We start from the raw sequence: 18,016 nt of genomic DNA on the forward strand, positions 1-18,016 counted from the left end.
TGGTCTACTTCCCCTTGGCCTTGGCACCGTGCTTGGGGGCACGGCCGCCGTTGTGGCCGCCGTTCTCGGTGCCGTTCCTGCTGTCGTACTGCTCGTACGCGTCGACGATACGGCCCACCAGCTTGTGCCGGACGACGTCCTGGGACGACAGCCGGGAGAAGTGGACGTCGTCGACGCCCTCGAGGATGTCCTGCACCTGCCGCAGACCGGACTTCGTGCCGCCGGGCAGGTCGACCTGCGTCACGTCACCCGTGATCACGATCTTCGAGTCGAAGCCGAGGCGGGTCAGGAACATCTTCATCTGCTCGGGGCTGGTGTTCTGGGCCTCGTCGAGGATGATGAAGGCGTCGTTCAGCGTGTTGTGCGTCAGCAGGTAGTCCTGGGTGACGTAGAGTGAGTCCTCGGCCGCCACCTGGATACAGACGGTCTCCTCCCGCCCTGCGGGCTCGATGCTGTCGATGAACCGCATCGGCCGTCCGCCGCCTCCGGCAGCGCGGTACGTGTCCCGCTTGCGGGCGAGGCGGAAGGGCTCGATGCCTTCGGGGAGCCGGATGTCGATGCTGTGGGCGTCGCGGCGGTAACCGACCGCCCGGCCCCTGGCCATCCCGGGTTTGCGGCCCTCGGCCACCCGACGACGCGTGTAGGCGACGCCTCCCAGTGACTGCACGAGCGCAATCACGTCGTCACGAAGCAGGATCGACGTCGTCGTGTACTGGATACGGCAGGTACGGTCCTTCTGCGTGACTGGGCCGCCGTCGGAGTCGAGCAGGCCCTGGAGAACCGCCAGTCGTACCTCGGCGGAGTTCTGCAGATAGTCGTTCGGGACGAACTTGGTGTGCGATCGAGTGCGCAACAGATCGAGTTCCCGCAGCACACGGGTGACTGGGTTTTCCAGGGTGACCACGTCGCCGGGGGACTTGATCCTGTTGAGCACGTAGTCGGGGCCGCCCCGGTGCCGCAGCACGCTACCCGGCAACGCGGCTTCCAGGGCCACGGCCAGCTCCGGGTCCTCCGTCGAGAAGGCGGGCGTGGTGGAGCCGGTCAGGCAGCCGTCACCGAGTAGCAGCCCCAGTGCGTACGGGTCCATCGGGACATCGCGTTCCGGGAGATGGACTGGCGCAGTGAGCATCGGCAGCTCATACCGGCGAGCGTGAGCTGCGCGCAGGTTGCCGATCATGTCCTGGGTCTCCAGAACCCGCCAGGGCTTGTCACGGCGCTTGTCGGATGCGGTACGGACCGTCCACAGGTGCTCGCCGCAGCACAGCGTCCAGGAGCCGTCCTGGGCCGCGACGCGGTAGATGTCCTTCTCGCCTTGCGGGTAGACGCCCAGGACCGGAGTCGGCTCCCCGTTGGAGCCGATGACCAGGTCACCGACCTGGAGGTCACCGATGGGACGCCAGCCATCGGGTGTCAGGACGTTGGTGAAGATCGGTTGTGCCCGGCCGCGCATGTACGCCAGCGGCGCGACCTCGATCGTCCCGGCCGCCATCAGCCGCGGGATCGAGTCCGGGTCGAGCATGTCGTGCAGCGCGTCGTACAGCGGGCGCAGGTAGGGGTCGATCTTCTCGTAGAGCGTGCCCGGCAGGAAGCCGAGCCGCTCGCCGGCCTCGACCGCCGGGCGGGTCAGGATGATGCGGTTGACCTGCTTGGACTGCAGGGCCTGGACCGCCTTGGCCATCGCCAGGTAGGTCTTGCCGGTGCCCGCCGGTCCGATACCGAAGACGATGGTGTGCTTGTCGATGGCGTCGACGTACCGCTTCTGGTTCAGCGTCTTGGGGCGGATCGTGCGGCCGCGCGAGGACAGGATGTTCTGCGTGAGCACCTCGGCCGGGGTCTCCTGGCCGTCGCTCTCCCCGTTCTCGCTCGCCTTGAGCATGGCGATCGAGCGTTCCACTGCGTCCTCCGTCATCGGCTGTCCGGTGCGGAGCACCAGCATCATCTCGTCGAACACGCGCTGTACGAGGGCGACGTCGTGGGTGTCGCCGACCGCACTGATCTCGTTTCCCCGGACGTGGATGTCGGCCGCCGGGAAGGCCTTCTCTATCACGCGCAGCAAGGAGTCACCGGACCCCAGCACGGTCACCATGGGGTGCTGGGCGGGGACGGTGAACTGTGCTCTCGCCTGCCCCTGCGCGGGAGTGTGGGCTGAGGGTGTCTGTGTCATGGGCCGGCGCTCGAGGCCTGCAAGTCCTCCTCTGCGGCGTGCGCCGCGTGACTGGCGTGTCTGATGTCTCCAGCGTACGACTCCCCGCCGACAGCGCCGAGGTCTTTTATCCGACCGGTGCCCGGCGTACCGCCCGCGTTCACTCCACGTCCCGGATCCGCCCCGCGAACACCGCCCCCGTTCGTCCGGCGACGGCCCGTGACCGGCGTCGTCGCCAACCGGCCGTCCCCGGCCGTCCGGCGGCGGCGCCACCATGCCCGTCCCCGGCCGTCCGGCGGCGGCGCCACCGCGCCCGCCCCTGTCATCCGGGCGGCCGCCGCTGGCCCCGCAGGACCTCCCTGAACCAGCCGTACGACGCCTTGGGCGTGCGTTCCCGGGTGGCGAAGTCGACGTGCACCAGTCCGAACCGGCGCCCGTACCCCTCCGCCCACTCGAAGTTGTCCAGCAGCGACCACACGAAGTAGCCGCGCACGTCCACGCCCGCCTCCAGCGCACGGTGCAGGGCGCGGACGTGCCCGTCGAGGTAGGTGATGCGGTCCTGGTCGTCGAGTCCCTCGTAGGAGCAGCCGTTCTCGGTGATGACGACGGGCGGGAGCCGGTCGCCGTAGCGGTCGCGGAAGCCGGTGAGCAGTTCCGTCAGCCCCTCGGGGACGACGGGCCAGCCGAAGTCGGTCAGTGGCCGGCCCTCGATCTCGCGCACCGAGAAGGGCAGTTCCGCAGGGAGCGCCAGACCGCCGGACTCGGTCTCCGCGCCCTGCGGAGCGCCCACCCGGGCCGGCGCGTAGTAGTTCACGCCGTACCAGTCCAGCGGCTCGCCGATGATCTCCAGGTCCGCCCGCACGTCCCCCGGCATCAGCTCCCCGATGCCGTCCGGGTACCGCCCGGTCAGTACCGGGTCGGCGAACAGCCGGTTCAGGAGGACGTCGTAGAACTCCGCCGCCTCCAGGTCGGCCGGGTCGTCCGACGCCGGCCAGGTCGGTCCGTGCGAGTTGGCGATCCCGACGTCCCCGGCGCCACAGGCGCGCAGCGCCCGCACCGCCAGGCCGTGTGCGAGGAGCTGGTGGTGGGCCGCCGGCAGGGCGTCGAACAGCAGCTTCCGGCCGGGGGCGTGCACGCCGAGGGCGTGGCCCAGCAGGGTGTGCTCGGCGGGCTCGTTGAGAGTGATCCACTTGCCGACGCGGTCGCCGAGCCGGTCCGCGACCCGCGTCACGTACTCCGCGAAGCGCGACGCCGTGTCCCGTTCCAGCCAGTCCAGGCCCACCGGCAGATCCCAGTGGAAGAGCGTCGCCACCGGCCGGACGCCCGCCGCGCACAGCTCGTCGACCAGCCGGTCGTAGAAGCCGAGGCCGCCGGGGGAGTCCACCCGCGGCCAGGAGACCGAGAAGCGGTACGCGTCCACCCCCAGGTCCGCCAGCAGCGCCACGTCCTCGCGGTAGCGGTGGTAGTGGTCGCAGGCCACCGCCGCCGTCGAGCCGTCCTTCACCCGCCCCGGCTCGGACGTGAAGACGTCCCACACCGACGGTCCCCGCGTTCCGGCCGCGCCCTCGATCTGGTGCGCCGAGGTCGACACGCCCCACAGGAAGCCGTCCGGGAACCGGGGTACCGGGTTCGTCACCGTGCTCGGATCAGTCGCCATGCGCGGATCATCCGTACCCCCGGTAACCGAAGTCAACGCCCGCGCGGCGGGCCCGGCTCACGCCCCTTCCTTCAGTACCCACGAGATCAGCCTCCGCTGCTCGTCCGTCAGCCGGGGATCGGCGGCGTACACCGTCTTCCCGTCCACGGTGATCTGGTAGCTGAACCCGTCCGGCACTCCGACGGGCGGGGTGCTCCGTCCGTCGGCGGCCGCCCGCTCCGCCAGGGCGTGCCACTCGTCCGAGTCGGGGCGTCCCGCGGTCTCGACCTCCGCGTGGCGTTCGATGCCCGCGAAGCCTCCTGTGCGCCTCACCTGAATCCGCATGGGTCCGTGTCTAGTACGGAACTACAGGGTGCGCACCCCGACCTGCTCCCAGGCCTTGCGCACCGCCTCCAGCTCCTCGGCGTCGCCGTAGCGCTCCCGGGCGGCCTTCACCGTCAGGGTCGCGAAGTCCGCGAACAGCGCGTCCTGCGCCAGCTCGCCGCCGGTCAGCACGTCGTACCAGACCAGTCCCGCCCGCTCCCAGGCGTGTCCGCCGAGCGCGGTGGCGACGAGGTGGAAGGCGTGGTTGGGGATGCCGGAGTTGATGTGGACGCCGCCGTTGTCGCGGCCGGTGCGCACGAAGTCGTCCATCGTCGCGGGCTGCGGGTCCTTGCCGAGGACGTCGTCGTCGTAGGCCGTGCCCGGCGCGTTCATCGAGCGCAGCGCCACCCCCGTGACGCGCGGGGCGAGCAGCCCGGCGCCGATCAGCCAGTCGGCCTCGGCGGCGGTCTGGCCGAGTGAGTACTGCTTGATGAGGGCGCCGAAGACATCCGACACCGACTCGTTGAGGGCGCCGGGCTGGCCGTAGTAGGTCAGGTTGGCGGTGTGCTGGGTGACGCCGTGGGTCAGCTCGTGGCCGATGACGTCGAGGGGGATGGTGAAGTCGAGGAAGACCTCGCCGTCGCCGTCGCCGAAGACCATCTGCTCGCCGTTCCAGAATGCGTTGTTGTACTCGCGGTCGTAGTGCACGGTCGCGTCCAGCGGCAGTCCGGCGCCGTCGATGGAGTTGCGCCCGTACACCTTCAGGAAGTGCTCGAAGGTGGCGCCGAGGCCCGCGTAGGCGCGGTTCACGGTGGCGTCCTTGCCGGGTTCCTCGCCCTCGCCGCGCACCTTCCTGCCCGGCAGGTCGGTGCCGTGCCGGGCGTCGAAGACGGTGCGCTGCGGCTTCTCGGGCTCGGCGCCGGCGCGCGGGGCGACGGCGGGGGCGCCGATGACCGTGGTCAGCGAGCGGTGGGTGCGCTCGAAGGCGTCGCGCTGGAGGGTCCGGCGGGCGGGTCCGGCGAGCACGGGGTCCTCGTGCTGGGCGAGCTTGTCGAGGACGTGGGGCGGCACGATGGTGCAGAAGACGGGCTCGAAGCCCCCGTATGTCGTCATGTTCGGCACCCTTGCACTGCGTGACGTCGCTGTCACCACCCGCAACCACGATTGATGAAAAGCGGCGCCAGGACGGCCTCGCGGCGGGCTGGGAGTGGTATACGGCACTTTTTGTCCCGGTTCCCTCCATGGTCCCGCATACTGATACGGACCCGCGTGACCGGCGTGACTCGGCTAAGGTGCTGGGCATCATGCGTTTCGGGCTGCTTCTCCTTAGCTGCCGCGGCGAGGGCCTGTAGAGGCCGACTCCCTCCCCGCGGAGCTCGGTGGTGCCGTCGGCCGTCCTTCCGGAACACGCGGACGTCGCGGACGTCGCGCACACCGCGGACATCACGAGGAGCCCACGCCATCATGGCCAACCGCCAGCAGCCCAGTTCCATGCCGACCGCCAAGTACCGCGGGTACGAGCAGGTCGACATCCCCGACCGCACCTGGCCCGACCGGCGCATCACCACCGCCCCCCGCTGGCTCTCCACCGACCTGCGCGACGGCAACCAGGCGCTGATCGACCCCATGTCGCCCGCCCGCAAGCGCGCGATGTTCGACCTGCTGGTCAAGATGGGCTACAAGGAGATCGAGGTCGGCTTCCCGGCCTCCGGGCAGACCGACTTCGACTTCGTACGGTCGATCATCGAGGACCCGGACGCCATCCCCGACGACGTGACCATCTCCGTACTGACCCAGGCCCGCGAGGACCTGATCGAGCGCACGGTGGAGTCCCTGCAGGGCGCCAGGCGGGCCACCGTCCACCTGTACAACGCCACCGCGCCCGTCTTCCGCCGGGTCGTCTTCCGCGGCTCCAGGGACGACATCAAGCAGATCGCCGTGGACGGCACCCGGCTGGTCATGGAGTACGCCGAGAAGCTGCTGGGCCCGGAGACCGAGTTCGGATACCAGTACAGCCCCGAGATCTTCACCGACACCGAGCTGGACTTCGCGCTGGAGGTCTGCGAGGCGGTGATGGACACCTACCAGCCCGGTCCCGGCCGCGAGATCATCCTCAACCTGCCCGCCACCGTGGAGCGTTCCACGCCCTCCACCCACGCGGACCGCTTCGAGTGGATGCACCGCAACCTCTCCCGCCGCGAGCACGTGGTGCTGTCCGTGCACCCGCACAACGACCGCGGCACGGCGGTGGCGGCGGCCGAACTGGCGGTCATGGCCGGCGCCGACCGCGTCGAGGGCTGCCTGTTCGGGCAGGGCGAGCGCACCGGCAACGTCGACCTGGTCACCCTGGGCATGAACCTGTTCTCGCAGGGCGTCGACCCGCAGATCGACTTCTCCGACATCGACGAGATCCGTCGCACGTGGGAGTACTGCAACCAGATGGAGGTCCACCCGCGCCACCCGTACGTGGGCGACCTGGTCTACACGTCCTTCTCCGGCTCCCACCAGGACGCCATCAAGAAGGGCTTCGACGCCATGGAGGCCGACGCGAAGGCCAAGGGCGTCACCGTCGACGACATCGAGTGGGCCGTCCCCTACCTGCCGATCGACCCCAAGGACGTCGGCCGCTCCTACGAGGCGGTCATCCGCGTCAACTCGCAGTCCGGCAAGGGCGGCATCGCCTACGTCCTGAAGAACGACCACAAGCTGGACCTGCCGCGCCGGATGCAGATCGAGTTCTCCAAGCTGATCCAGGCCAAGACGGACGCCGAGGGCGGCGAGATCACGCCGACGGCGATCTGGGAGGTCTTCCAGGACGAGTACCTGCCCAACCCGGACAACCCCTGGGGCCGCATCCAGGTCGCCAACGGCCAGACCACGACCGACCGCGACGGCATCGACACCCTCACCGTCGACGCCACGGTCGACGGCGCGGCGACCACCCTGGTCGGCACCGGCAACGGCCCGATCTCGGCGTTCTTCCACGCGCTGCAGGGCGTCGGCATCGACGTGCGCCTGCTGGACTACCAGGAGCACACGATGAGTGAGGGCGCCTCCGCGCAGGCCGCCTCCTACATCGAGTGCGCCATCGGCGACAAGGTGCTGTGGGGCATCGGAATCGACGCGAACACCACGCGCGCCTCGCTGAAGGCGGTCGTCTCGGCCGTCAACCGAGCGGCTCGCTGACCAGCCGAATCGGCGGTTTGAGGCCCCGCTCGCCGGAGAACGGCGGGCGGGGCCCCGTCGTATACCGGCCATATCCGTGTGCAGGTCACGGAAAGGTCTCTTCCCGGGTACTGACTCCGCGTCGGTGATGTGGCTAACATCACGCAAGCGCGACGATGCTGCCGCGCGGTTACGGAGGTGCGACGTGCTGCCTGGACCGGGACGAAACGGCCGAGCTGCCCGGCTGCCGCGCATCCTGGGCACACGCACCGCGTGGACACCCGTCGGCGACGGCGAGTTCTTCTGCCCCGGTTGCGGAGGCGACCGCAACTACCAGCGGCTCACCGGCCGCCGCCGCTTCACCCTGCTCGGCGTGCCCGTGCTGCCGCGCGGCGAGTCGGCGCCGACCGTCGAGTGCGCGGCCTGCCGCCGCCACTTCGGCACCGACGTCCTCGACCACCCGACCACCACCCGCTTCTCCGCGATGCTCCGCGACGCCGTCCACACCGTCGCCCTCGCGGTCCTGGCCGCGGGCGGCACCTGCTCCCGTACGGCACTGGAGACGGCGGCCGTCGCGGTGCGCGCGGCCGGCTTCGAGGACTGCACCGAGGACCAGCTCAACGCGCTGGTCGAAGCACTGGAGGCGGACACCGGCCGGGTCCGCGGCGAGCCCTGCGTACCCGGCCTGGCCATAGAGCTGCACGAGGCGCTGGACCCGCTGGCCCCGCACCTCGCCGCCGTCGGCCGCGAATCGATCCTGCTCCAGGGCGCCCGCATCGCCCTGGCCGACGGCCCCTACACCCCCGCCGAACGGGATGCCCTGGCGACGGTCGGCGCGGCCCTGACCCTCTGCTCCGACGACGTGACCCGCCTGCTGGAGTCGGCCGGCACGCCCTCCTAGGACCTGCCGTTCGCACCGTGCCGGCGTCGCGGGGCGTGGCACGCGCATGTCCGGACGTCAGGCCCTACGCGGGGATGTCCAGCCGCATGACCTGGCGGTGCATGCCCGGGCCGAAGTAGTCCGGGCGCAGGCCGCCGTCGGGTTCCTCGGGCCGGAAACCCAGGGAGCGGTAGAGCAGGATCGCGGCGAGGTTGGCGGGTTCCACGGTGAGGCGGACCACCCCTATGCCGTCCCGGCGCAGCCGTGTCAGGACCTCCCTCATCAGCTCCCGGCCCAGCCCGTGCCGGCGCCGGTCCAGGGTGACGCACAGGCCGAGGATCCAACTGTCCGCGCCGATCGCCCGGGTGGCGGCGAGCACATAGCCGCGCAGCCGGCCCGTGCCGTCGTCGAGCACCAGGAAGTGCTCCTCGTACATGTCGAAGAGCTGGCGCAGGAGGAAACCGGGATAGGCGACCTCCTGGAAGACCTCCTCGTCGAGCCGCCGCAGTTCGGGCAGGTCGGTCTCCCGTGCCGTCCGCAGGACCAGTGGCAGGGCGTCCGGGCGGGGATCGGGCCCGGTGAGCTGCTCGTGGCGGTCCAAGGAGCGTTCCAGCGGTTCGGCGGTCATGCCACCCCCCAGTCAGGACATGCGGACGTCAACTCGACGACACCGGCGCCGCCCACGAAGGAATGAGGCTTCATGTGGCGGCCGGTGACTGCTTCTGGCTAGAGTGAGCTTCCAACTTCCCCTGTGCAAGGGCGAGTTCGGGTGTGCGTCGGTGCGCCGGACGTGCGCCCGGCGTAAGAGGACTGGCGTGTTCCCGGCTGTCTCGACCTGTCCTGGTGGCCTACCGTGCACGACACTGGGGCTTGTTCGGAATCGAATGGAACGCGGCAGGGTGATTATGGATCGCAACGCCGACGCACCTTGGTCGCAGTTCGATCCAGAGGTGTACGTCGACAACAATTACCGCACGCCGCTCGAAGCCGACCTTTTGATCGTCCGGTTGATGCGCGACTACTTCGGCCGCTGCTTCACCGGGGGCGTTCCGGAATCGGTGCGGGGCGTCGACGTCGGGGCCGGTGCCAATCTCTACCCCGCGCTCTCCATGCTGCCGTGGTGCGAAAAGGTGCTCCTGCTGGAATACGCGCAACCGAACGTCGAATACCTGGAGAAGCAGGTCTCCCCGGGCGGGTACGACACCGCCTGGGACGCTTTCTGGGAAGTGCTGCGCGAGTCGCCCGCGTACCGCGCCGTCGAACCGAAGAACCTGGTCAGCGAGATCGTCCGGGTGGAGCGCGGCAACCTGTTCGACCTGGAGCACGGGCACCGGCGCTGGGGCGTCGGGACCATGTTCTTCGTCGCCGACTCGATGTCCGAGTGCCCCGACGAGTTCCACCGGGGAGTGCGGTGCTTCATGAACGCGCTCAGCGCGGGCGCGCCGTTCGCCGCCGCCTTCATGAAGGAGTCGGTCGGCTACCGCGTCGGCGAACACGACTACCCGGCCTACCGGGTGAACGAGGACCGGGTCAGGGAGAGCCTGGAACCGTTCACCGGAGAGCTGGAAATCCACGATCTGCACCACATGGTGCGGCCGGGACACGAGGGAATGATCCTCGCCCTGGGGCGGCGCAATTCGGAGGTTGCCGTCCCGTAGGAACGGGGACCATGCTGAACACAGGGCAACGAGATCTGTACGAGGGGTGCGGGGATGCAGATCAAGCCACGCCAGCACATGCTGGAGATCTGGCAGGCCATGGCCCGTCATTCGTTCGACGACGGGAAACTCCTGTGGGGTGACGCCGACGGGCTGAGCAGCGTCGCGGACGCCGAACGCCTGCTCTGCCTGCTCTATCCGGCCACCGAGGTCCCCGCCTTCCGCCTCGACCAGCCGGACACCACCGAACGCGACGTCCTGCGCGCGCTGGACCGGGTCGGCAGCCGGCTGGAGATCCCGCCCAACCTGATCAGCGCGCTGACCCAGTTCATGCGCACCCACACCGGGACGGACGACAGCCCCACCTTCGCCGGCGGACACTACTTCCGGCCCGCCGAACCCGGCGGTGAGATCACGCACGAGCAGAGCCAGTTGGGCGTGGTCGACTCCTACTCCATGTCCGTCACGCTCTGCCTCGCCACCCTCGGATTCCTCAAGGTCTACGAGGGCACCACGACCCGCCCCGAGGTGCGCAGGGCGATCACCGAGCTGAGACAGGCCACGAACGCCCGGCTGACCGCCGCCATGGTCAGCCTGCTGCGCTCCTTCACCGTCAACGTCTTCGACGCCGAGTCCGAACAGGGCAGGCGGCTGATCCAGGTCGTGGGACAGGGCAGACAGTCCGACCGGGCCGTCCTGCAGCAGTTCTCCCGCAGGTTACGCCCCCTGCGCGCCACCATCATCGAGAGCCTCAGCCGCGGCATCGAGGTCGACGAGGGCATCCGCGACGAGAGCCAGCTCTTCGAGTGCGGGTGGGCCTGGGGCGTCGTGCAGGACGCCCCGGAGATCACCGACCTCGGCGTCCCGGTCCCCGGCCAGCCCGCCGGCATCGCCGACCGGCTGCCCTACGTGTACTTCACCGTCGTCGCCCTCGACGGCATCCAGGACCTGTTCTCCGACCGCACCCTCACCCTCGGCCTGCTCGACGCCGACCAGCAGAAACTCGCCGAGGCACTGCGCCTGCGCTGGGAACTCAGCCAGCAGTACTGGTCCGCGATCGCCCGCTTCGGCACCGAACGCTGGCCCCTGGAGGACCTGCCCTGGCAGACCACCGGCCTGCGCCTGGAGTCCGAGTACTTCTCCCTGACCGTCGCGGCCATCGTCGTCCACGACCTGATCCGCCGGAAGGCGACCGACGACGACCTCACCCGCACCGTCGCGGTCATGGAGCGCCTCGCCGACCGCGCCCGGATCACCAGCCGCATGACCAGGGGGGACCCCACCATCCGGCTGCACAACCCGGGCGTCACCATGCCGCTCGCTGGGTCCGAGCGCACCGGCGGGCAACTGCTGTGGCGCATGCCCGACTTCTCGGCGCAGCTCCTCAAGCGGAGCATCCAACTCGCCGAACTCTCCCGGAACATCGGCGCGCAGGACCGGTTGCTGCGTCTGTCCGAGCAGACCTTCGAGCACCTGTGGTCACGGCGCATCGACGACGAAGACGGCCCCGGACTGTGGGACAACGTCCGGGCCGTCTTCCCCGAGGCACACGACGTCGGCTCGCGCATGTCCTGGAGCATCACCGAGCGCGTCACCGAATGCCTCGTCGCCGCCCGCAACCTGTACGAGCAGCAGCCCATCCGCAGCCCCGAACTCGCCGAACTGGCCCGCGAACTGCTCAGCGAGGCCACCCACCTGTTCGGCAGGGAGCAACTCGAGGCCTCCGCGGCCCCCGACGGCAGCAGAGCCCGGGCCATGCGGAGCATCGAGAGCCGCCTCGACCACGCCCGCGGCCTCGTCGACGACCGGCCCGCCACCGCCTTCGCCCTGGCCCTGCCCGTCCTCCGGGAACTCGACACCCTGGCCCAGGCCAGGGGCGCCGCCGCCCAGGAGGTGTGAGTGTGCTCGTCTTCGCCGCCTCCGACAAAGGGGGCACGGGGCGCTCGGTGACCAGCGCCAACCTGGCCTACCAGCGCGCCCTCACCGGCGACCACGTGGCCTACGTGGACTTCGACTTCGGCTCGCCCACCGCCGCCGCCGTCTTCGACGTGCCCGGCGCGATGCGCGGCACCGAGGAACGCGGCCTCCACTCCTACCTGGAGGGCGAGGCCGCCGAGCCCGCCAGGATCGACGTCTGGCGGCAGACCGAGCACCCCCTGCTGCGCGCCCGCCCCAACCAGTCCGGCCGCCTCGTCCTGTTCCCCGGCGACGCCGGCGGCGGCGAGTTCGCCACCGGCGAGGAGTCCCTGGAGCGCTGCATCGACCTGCTGCTGCGGCTCAACGGCGAGTTCGACGTCACCGTCGTCGACCTCAGCGCCGGCCGCAGCTACGCCGTCGACATGGTCCTCGCCGCCACCGCCCACCCCCGGATGCGCAACGTCCCCTTCCGCTGGCTCGTCTTCCACCGCTGGACCCGGCAGCACGTCATCGCCGCCTCCGGACTCGTCCACGCCGGCCACGGCATCATCGGCGGCGGCGTCGAACGCGGGCACGACGAGGAGAGCCTGCGGGCCGCGATCCGCTTCGTGCGGGCCGCCGTCCCCGACCCCGACTCGCCGCTGTGGTCCCAGGGGTCGCCCGCCCAGGCCGCCTGGATGCAGGCCTGCGACGAGGCGCTGCGCCGCCTCGCCGCCGAGCACCGCATCGGCGACAGCGTCGTACCGCTGGAGCCCATACTCCAGTGGCGCGAGCAGCTCATCACCGAAGAGGACGTGCTCTCCACCCAGATCGCCAACAAGGAGACCCTGGAAGCGCTGGAGGAGATCGCCCGGCGCCTGACGGACGACTCGCACTGGGGGCGGCCATGACGGACGCGGTGTTCCGGGAGACCGCCGCCGAGCCACGCACCCAGTCGGTGCCGCTGGCCCACCTCTCCCTGGAGCTGGGCCACCTCTACATGGAGGACTTCGAGGCCGGCCCCGAACGCCTGCGCCGGCACTTCACCGAAGTACGCCCCTGGGTGGACGCCGCCCGCACCGCCGCCACCGCCCGGACCGGCGGCAAACGCGCCCGGATCAGCACCTGCTTCCTCATCGACGACTACTTCACCCGCTTCGCCACCCCCGCCGAGGTCGTCCCCATGCTGCTCGCCCAGGCCGAGCGGGCCGGGCTGGACATCGACTACCTGGCCCGCGAGTCCGGCTGCGCGGTGACCGGCAAGGTGCCCGTCGCCGAGGCGGTGGCCGGCCGCATCGTCGAGTCGCCGCCGCCCGGCAGCTACGGCCTGCGCCCGCCCGCCGCGCAGACCGGCTGGCTGGCCAACGGCGAGCGCAGCCCCGTGGCCCGCGCCCCGCAGGCGATGAAGCGCGCCGCCGCCTGGCAGCCGCCCCGGGAGACCGCCGCCCGCCGGCACTCCGTCTTCCTCGACGTCGAACTGTGGAGCGACGACGCCGACGGGCACCGCACCTGGTCCTGCCCCTTCCTCGCCGCCGTGTGGCAGCTCGCCCGCCTCGGGCTCCTGCGCAACGGCGGCGAGGCCGTCCTCGTCCCCCAGCCGCACACCGCCACCGGCTTCCCCGACGACTGGGACGAACTGCCCGCCCTGCTGCGGCTCAACGACCGCGCGGACCCCTTCGCCGCCTACCGGACCTGCTCGGTCCTGCCCACCCGGTTCCTCCCCGTCGAGCACGCCGTCCGCGTGATCCTCGACCAGATCGAGGTGGACCCGGGAGCACTGGCCCAGGTCACCGAACGCTCCGGCCGCGAACGCACGCCCGTCCCCGACTCGGTCGCCGACCGCGTCTCCTACGTCTACTACCCGGGGCTCTGACGTGGCGCCGCGGGAGAGCACACCGCGCGCCGTACTCGCCTGCGGCGAGGTCCGCACCTGCCTGCTGCCCGCCCGGCAGGCCCTCGACAGCCGGTCCGCCGCCCAGCTCCTGGCCCTGCGCGCCGACGAACGCGTCCTGCTCTCCGAACGCCCGGGCCTCTACGCGCGTTCCCCCGACACCCTCACCGGCGTCGACTGCCCGCTGCCCAGTGCCAACGGCGCCCGGATCCGCGCGGTCGGCACCGTCACCGCGCACGCCGCGCTCACCGAGGGGCGCGTCCTGCAGACCTCCGCCCACTTCCGCCTCCCCGCCACCGGCCCCGACCAGCGGCGGCCGTGGGGCGAGTACCTGGTACGCCCCGGTGTGGTCGAACCGCTCGGCAGGCCGAGCCACGAGGCGGTCGCGCGGGGCGTGCTCGGCGGCCCGCGCCACGGCGACCTCGACGTCGGGCTGATCGCCGACGGGCTGCTCACCCGGCTGCTGCGCCACGCCCTGCTCGACCAGCGCCCGCCCTTCCGGTCCCGCCCCACCCGGCTGCGCTGGGTCGCCCTGCCCGCGGACCCGGGCGCCGGACCGTCCATCGAACGGTTCACCCTCGCCGAGGAGGAACTGCGCACCGTGCGCCTGCGGGTGCCCGAGCAGGTCACCGGCGCCGGTCTCGCCGCGCTCTGCGACGACCTCGCCCTGCACGACTGGCTGCTCACCACCGTCGTCCGCATGCTCGACGGCCTCCGCCTGGGCGCGGGAGCCGCCGAGGACGCCACCGCCGTCGTCAAAGCGCTGCGTCCGGCCGTCGACCACCTGCTGCACCTGTGGATGCCCCGCGCCAGGGTGGCCGGGGAACTGGCCCCGCTGTGGGACCCGCTGGAGGAACGGCCCGGCTTCACCCGGCAGTGGCAGGCCCTGGTGCAGCGCATCCGCGACCAGCTCACGCTGCACGCCATTCCCGCGCCCCACCGGGAGGTGGAAGCGGTTCCCTGACCGGGCGCCGGCACCTCCCACGCACATCCCCGCACCCCGATCCGACGCGTATCCCAACGGGGGGAGAAGCGAGATGAGCACGGCACAGTCACCCCAGCCCGACGACACGGCCCGCACGACGGGCCCGGCCGACCTGAGGGGCGAGTCCCCATGGGCACGCATGCTGCTGGTCGCCCTCGTCGTGGGCGGCCTCTTCTGGAGCGTCACCGCACTGCTGAGCCCACAGGACGGCACGCTGCGGCAGTTCGCGGCCGCCGTGCTCTGCGCCGGCGCCGCGGTGCTGGTCCAGTACCTCCTCGGCCTGGCCCCGCGCCCGGGGCACCCGCCTCTGGAAGAGCACACCCGCCGGGTGGAGAGCGCGCTGGCCGAGAACACCGCCGCCGTACGAGAAGGACTGAACCGGTACGACGACGAGCTGAAAACCGGCCTGACCCGGCACACCGAGGACGTGAAGCAGCTCGTCGAGACCCACGTCACCCAGGTGGACCACCGGTCCTCCGAGGCCCACCCGCAGCTCGACCGGGTCCGCGTCGACAGCGTGCCCGAGCTGGCCAAGGGCTTCGCCGACGTACTGCTGCCGGAACCCTCGATCCTGCACACCTTCGTCCACCTGGAGATGGCCCGGGTGGTCGGCCACATGGCGGACCTCACCAACCAGAGCGCCGAGTGCCCCGGCGAGAACCACGACTGGATGCTCACCCTCACCCGTGCCGCCGAACACTCCATCTGCGCCACCAGCACCTCCGTCGACCGGGAGTTCTGGAACAGCGAGCCCGCCGGACGCTACCTCGACGCCCAGCAGGCGGCGATCGACGAACAGGGCGTGTCGGTACGCCGGCTGTTCCTGCTGGAGAGCGCCCGGGAACTCGACGACCGGCTGCTGCGGCTGTGCGAGGAGCAGGAACTGCGCCGCATCGACGTACGCGCGGCGGTCCTGCCCGAACTGCCCCCGCACCTCCAGCGCGGCACCACCAACGACTTCATCCTCTACGACGAGGAGGTGTCGTTCGAGATCGAGCAGGACCTGCGCGACGTCAACGTCAGGACCCGGCTCACCGCGCGCCAGGACTACGTAAGGGACCGGCTGAAGCGCTTCAGGGAACTCTGGGACGCGGGCATGGGCCTGCGCGAACTCGAGGTGCGGGTCGACGCCGAGGAGGACGGCAACTGGATGGTGGACCGGGCCTGACACCCGTACTCCCCGGGGAGTAACGGCGGCCGGGCGCCACCCCGGGCAGTAGCCGCCGGCTCGCCCTCGCGCCCGACGCGTCGGCTCCCCGCCGCCGGAAGTCTGGAGACCCACCCAGACATCCGACCGGAGGGGAGCCCGGCACATGGGGGCAGCAAGGACAAGTGGGGGAGCGGGCGGGGGACGGCGACGGGCCGTGCCCTGGCTGGTGCTCGGACTGTGGATCGCCGTACTGGCGATCGCCTCGCCGTTCGCGTCGCGACTGTCGGACGTGCAGCGCGACCGCGCCGTCGACTACCTGCCGGCGAGCGCCGACTCGACCCGGGTGGCCAGGATCCAGGACCGACTGCCGGGCGGCGAGGCCACCGAGACGGTCGTCGTCTACCACCGCGACGCCGGACTGACCGCCGCCGACAAGGCCACCGCCGCCGACCAGATCGCCGAGATCGCGGGCGCGCACCGGCTCACCGACCGGCCGGCCGGCATCCCGTCCAAGGACGGCACCACCCTCGTGTACCCGGTCGCCAGCACCGAACCCGGCCAGGACGAGGAGGCCCGCAACGCACTGGTCAACGCCATACGGGACGTCGCCGAGGGCGGCGACGGGCTGAGCGTCGAGGTCGGCGGCGCGGGCGCCCTCGCCACCGACGCGGCCGAGGTCTACAACTCCCTCGACGGCCCGCTGCTCTACACCACCGCAGCCGTCGTGGCCCTCCTGCTGATCCTCATCTACCGCAGCCCGTTCCTGTGGCTGGTCCCGCTCGCCGTCGCCGGAATCGCCGACTACCTCTCCATGGGCGTCGCCTACGGCCTCAACCAGGGGTTGGGCACCTCGGTCTCCGGCCAGAGCACCGGCATCATGACCATCCTCGTCTTCGGCGTCGGCACCGACTACGCGCTGCTGCTGATCTCCCGCTACCGCGAGGAACTGCGCCGCGTCGAACGGCCGCACGACGCCATGGCCGCCGCCCTGCGCGGCTGCGGCCCCGCCGTGCTCGCCTCCTCCGGCACCGTCGCCGCCGGACTGCTCTGCCTGCTCGCCGCCGACCTCAACTCCAGCCGGGGCATGGGACCGCTCGGCACCGTCGGCGTGCTGTGCGCGCTGGCCGCCATGCTGACCCTGCTGCCGGCACTCCTGGTCCTGCTCGGCCGCCGCGTCTTCTGGCCCCTCGTACCCCGTCACGGCAGCACGCCCAAGACCCGCGGGTCGCTGTTCACCGCGATGGGCGGCTCCGCCGAACGCCGGCCGCGTGCCGTACTCGCCGGCGGCGCCGTACTCCTCGGCGCACTCGCCCTCGGCTCGTTCAACCTGCCCGGCTCCCTCAAGCAGGAGGACTCCTTCACCACCAGGCCCGAGGCGATCGCCGCCATGGAGACCCTCGCCGCCGCCTACCCGGAGCGCGGCACCCAGCCCGTCACCGTCATCGCCCCCACCGACCGCGCCGACGCCGCCCTCGCCGAGGCCCGCGGGACCCGGGGCGTCAAGAGCGCCGAGCGGGGCCGCAGCGGCGGCGGCTGGACCGAACTGACGGTACTGGCCTCCGCACCGCCCCAGTCGGCGGCCGAGACCGCCACCATCGACGCCCTGCGCGACACCCTGGACGGCTCCTACGTCGGCGGCCCCAGCGCCCAGCAGATCGACCTGGAGGACACCAACGCCCGGGACACCGTCATCGTCGTCCCGCTCGTGCTGCTGTCGGTCCTGCTGATCCTGATCGTCCTCCTGCGGTCCCTGGTCGCGCCGCTGATCCTGGTCGCCGCCGTCGTCGCCGTGTGGGGCGCCGCCCTCGGCATCGGCGGACTCGTCTTCGGGCCCCTCTTCGGCTTCGAGGGCACCGACCCGGGCCTCGGCCTGCTGTCCTTCGTCTTCCTGGTCGCCCTCGGCGTCGACTACGGCATCTTCCTGATGCACCGCATGCGCGAGGAGTCCCTGCACGGCGCCGAACCCACGCGGGCCGCGCTCACCGCGCTGCGCACCACCGGCGGCGTCATCGCCTCCGCCGGGCTCGTCCTCGCGGCCACCTTCGCGGTGCTCACCAACATGCCGATGGTGCAACTCGTCGAACTGGGCTTCGTCATCGCGGTCGGCGTCCTCCTCGACACCTTCCTCGTCCGCACCTACCTGGTCACCAGCGCGAGCGTCGCCCTGCGCCGCCGGGTGTGGTGGCCGGGCCGGCTGTCCCGGGCGCCCGAGGAGCCGGCGCCGGCGGGGGAGCGGGAGCCCGTCGGTGTCTGAGGCACCCGAGGACCGGAGTGCGCCCCTCCTCTCC

Annotated in this window: 14 protein-coding genes; 9 read left to right on the top strand and 5 right to left on the bottom strand. The window is 71.3% G+C overall.

The window, feature by feature from the left end; all coding sequences use genetic code 11:
- Positions 1-4: 4 nt before the first annotated feature.
- The 4 genes from B1H29_RS24780 to B1H29_RS24795 form a co-directional block, all read right to left on the bottom strand.
- Positions 5-2,164, bottom strand: a complete 2,160-nt coding sequence (locus B1H29_RS24780; RefSeq protein ID WP_055416837.1) for a PhoH family protein — start codon at positions 2,162-2,164, stop codon at positions 5-7.
- Positions 2,165-2,465: 301 nt separating this feature from the next.
- A complete protein-coding gene (locus tag B1H29_RS24785; protein ID WP_055416836.1) occupies positions 2,466-3,800 on the bottom strand; it encodes a GH1 family beta-glucosidase in 1,335 nt (444 codons plus the stop codon).
- A gap of 57 nt (positions 3,801-3,857) precedes the next feature.
- Positions 3,858-4,124, bottom strand: coding sequence for a protealysin inhibitor emfourin (locus B1H29_RS24790; protein ID WP_055416835.1), 267 nt, complete (start codon positions 4,122-4,124; stop codon positions 3,858-3,860).
- A 21-nt stretch (positions 4,125-4,145) separates the two neighbouring features.
- Positions 4,146-5,216, bottom strand: a complete 1,071-nt coding sequence (locus B1H29_RS24795) for a M4 family metallopeptidase (RefSeq protein WP_055416834.1) — start codon at positions 5,214-5,216, stop codon at positions 4,146-4,148.
- A 351-nt stretch (positions 5,217-5,567) separates the two neighbouring features.
- On the opposite strand from B1H29_RS24795, the gene leuA reads away from it, so the two are divergent.
- Together leuA and B1H29_RS24810 are read left to right on the top strand one after the other, a co-directional pair.
- Complete coding sequence (gene leuA / locus B1H29_RS24805; protein WP_055416833.1) at positions 5,568-7,289, top strand: 2-isopropylmalate synthase; 1,722 nt, start codon at positions 5,568-5,570, stop codon at positions 7,287-7,289.
- Between the two features lie 184 nt (positions 7,290-7,473).
- On the top strand, positions 7,474-8,169 hold the full coding sequence (locus tag B1H29_RS24810; RefSeq protein WP_055416832.1) for a TerB family tellurite resistance protein: 696 nt from the start codon (positions 7,474-7,476) through the stop codon (positions 8,167-8,169).
- Positions 8,170-8,233: 64 nt separating this feature from the next.
- Here B1H29_RS24810 and B1H29_RS24815 read toward each other — a convergent pair whose 3' ends face one another.
- Complete coding sequence (locus B1H29_RS24815; RefSeq protein WP_055416831.1) at positions 8,234-8,776, bottom strand: GNAT family N-acetyltransferase; 543 nt, start codon at positions 8,774-8,776, stop codon at positions 8,234-8,236.
- Between the two features lie 256 nt (positions 8,777-9,032).
- On the opposite strand from B1H29_RS24815, the gene B1H29_RS24820 reads away from it, so the two are divergent.
- From B1H29_RS24820 to B1H29_RS24850, 7 genes are all read left to right on the top strand, one after another.
- Positions 9,033-9,806 (top strand): SCO2525 family SAM-dependent methyltransferase, encoded by a 774-nt coding sequence (locus tag B1H29_RS24820; protein WP_055416830.1) that lies wholly within the window; start codon positions 9,033-9,035, stop codon positions 9,804-9,806.
- A 54-nt stretch (positions 9,807-9,860) separates the two neighbouring features.
- The gene (locus B1H29_RS24825) at positions 9,861-11,705 is read left to right on the top strand and encodes an SCO2524 family protein (protein WP_055416829.1); all 1,845 of its coding nucleotides are present in this window, start codon (positions 9,861-9,863) and stop codon (positions 11,703-11,705) included.
- Positions 11,706-11,707: 2 nt separating this feature from the next.
- Entirely contained in the window at positions 11,708-12,613 is a 906-nt protein-coding gene (locus tag B1H29_RS24830) for an SCO2523 family variant P-loop protein (protein ID WP_055416828.1), read from the top strand.
- Positions 12,610-13,575 carry an SCO2522 family protein gene (locus B1H29_RS24835; protein ID WP_055416827.1) on the top strand — a complete coding sequence of 322 codons (966 nt, stop codon included), beginning with the start codon at positions 12,610-12,612 and terminating at the stop codon, positions 13,573-13,575. Before B1H29_RS24830 ends, B1H29_RS24835 begins: the two co-directional genes overlap by 4 nt.
- A 1-nt stretch (position 13,576) precedes the next feature.
- Entirely contained in the window at positions 13,577-14,557 is a 981-nt protein-coding gene (locus B1H29_RS24840; RefSeq protein ID WP_055416826.1) for an SCO2521 family protein, read from the top strand.
- Positions 14,558-14,630: 73 nt separating this feature from the next.
- The gene (locus tag B1H29_RS24845; protein WP_055416825.1) at positions 14,631-15,746 is read left to right on the top strand and encodes a hypothetical protein; all 1,116 of its coding nucleotides are present in this window, start codon (positions 14,631-14,633) and stop codon (positions 15,744-15,746) included.
- A gap of 145 nt (positions 15,747-15,891) precedes the next feature.
- A complete protein-coding gene (locus B1H29_RS24850) occupies positions 15,892-17,982 on the top strand; it encodes an MMPL family transporter (RefSeq protein WP_079160441.1) in 2,091 nt (696 codons plus the stop codon).
- Positions 17,983-18,016 lie beyond the last annotated feature (34 nt).

The sequence above is a fragment of the Streptomyces pactum genome (assembly GCF_002005225.1).
Classification (GTDB): Bacteria; Actinomycetota; Actinomycetes; order Streptomycetales; family Streptomycetaceae; genus Streptomyces; species Streptomyces pactum_A.

Bases quoted from the DNA above. Each gene is read 5' to 3' on its own strand.
- B1H29_RS24850 (WP_079160441.1), top strand. From the start codon at position 15,892: ATGGGGGCAGCAAGGACAAGTGGGGGAGCGGGCGGGGGACGGCGACGG.
- B1H29_RS24815 (WP_055416831.1), bottom strand. From the start codon at position 8,776: ATGACCGCCGAACCGCTGGAACGCTCCTTGGACCGCCACGAGCAGCTC.
- B1H29_RS24845 (WP_055416825.1), top strand. From the start codon at position 14,631: ATGAGCACGGCACAGTCACCCCAGCCCGACGACACGGCCCGCACGACG.
- B1H29_RS24820 (WP_055416830.1), top strand. From the start codon at position 9,033: ATGGAACGCGGCAGGGTGATTATGGATCGCAACGCCGACGCACCTTGG.
- B1H29_RS24790 (WP_055416835.1), bottom strand. From the start codon at position 4,124: ATGCGGATTCAGGTGAGGCGCACAGGAGGCTTCGCGGGCATCGAACGC.
- B1H29_RS24825 (WP_055416829.1), top strand. From the start codon at position 9,861: ATGCAGATCAAGCCACGCCAGCACATGCTGGAGATCTGGCAGGCCATG.
- B1H29_RS24835 (WP_055416827.1), top strand. From the start codon at position 12,610: ATGACGGACGCGGTGTTCCGGGAGACCGCCGCCGAGCCACGCACCCAG.
- B1H29_RS24780 (WP_055416837.1), bottom strand. From the start codon at position 2,164: ATGACACAGACACCCTCAGCCCACACTCCCGCGCAGGGGCAGGCGAGA.
- B1H29_RS24785 (WP_055416836.1), bottom strand. From the start codon at position 3,800: ATGGCGACTGATCCGAGCACGGTGACGAACCCGGTACCCCGGTTCCCG.
- B1H29_RS24795 (WP_055416834.1), bottom strand. From the start codon at position 5,216: ATGACGACATACGGGGGCTTCGAGCCCGTCTTCTGCACCATCGTGCCG.
- leuA (WP_055416833.1), top strand. From the start codon at position 5,568: ATGGCCAACCGCCAGCAGCCCAGTTCCATGCCGACCGCCAAGTACCGC.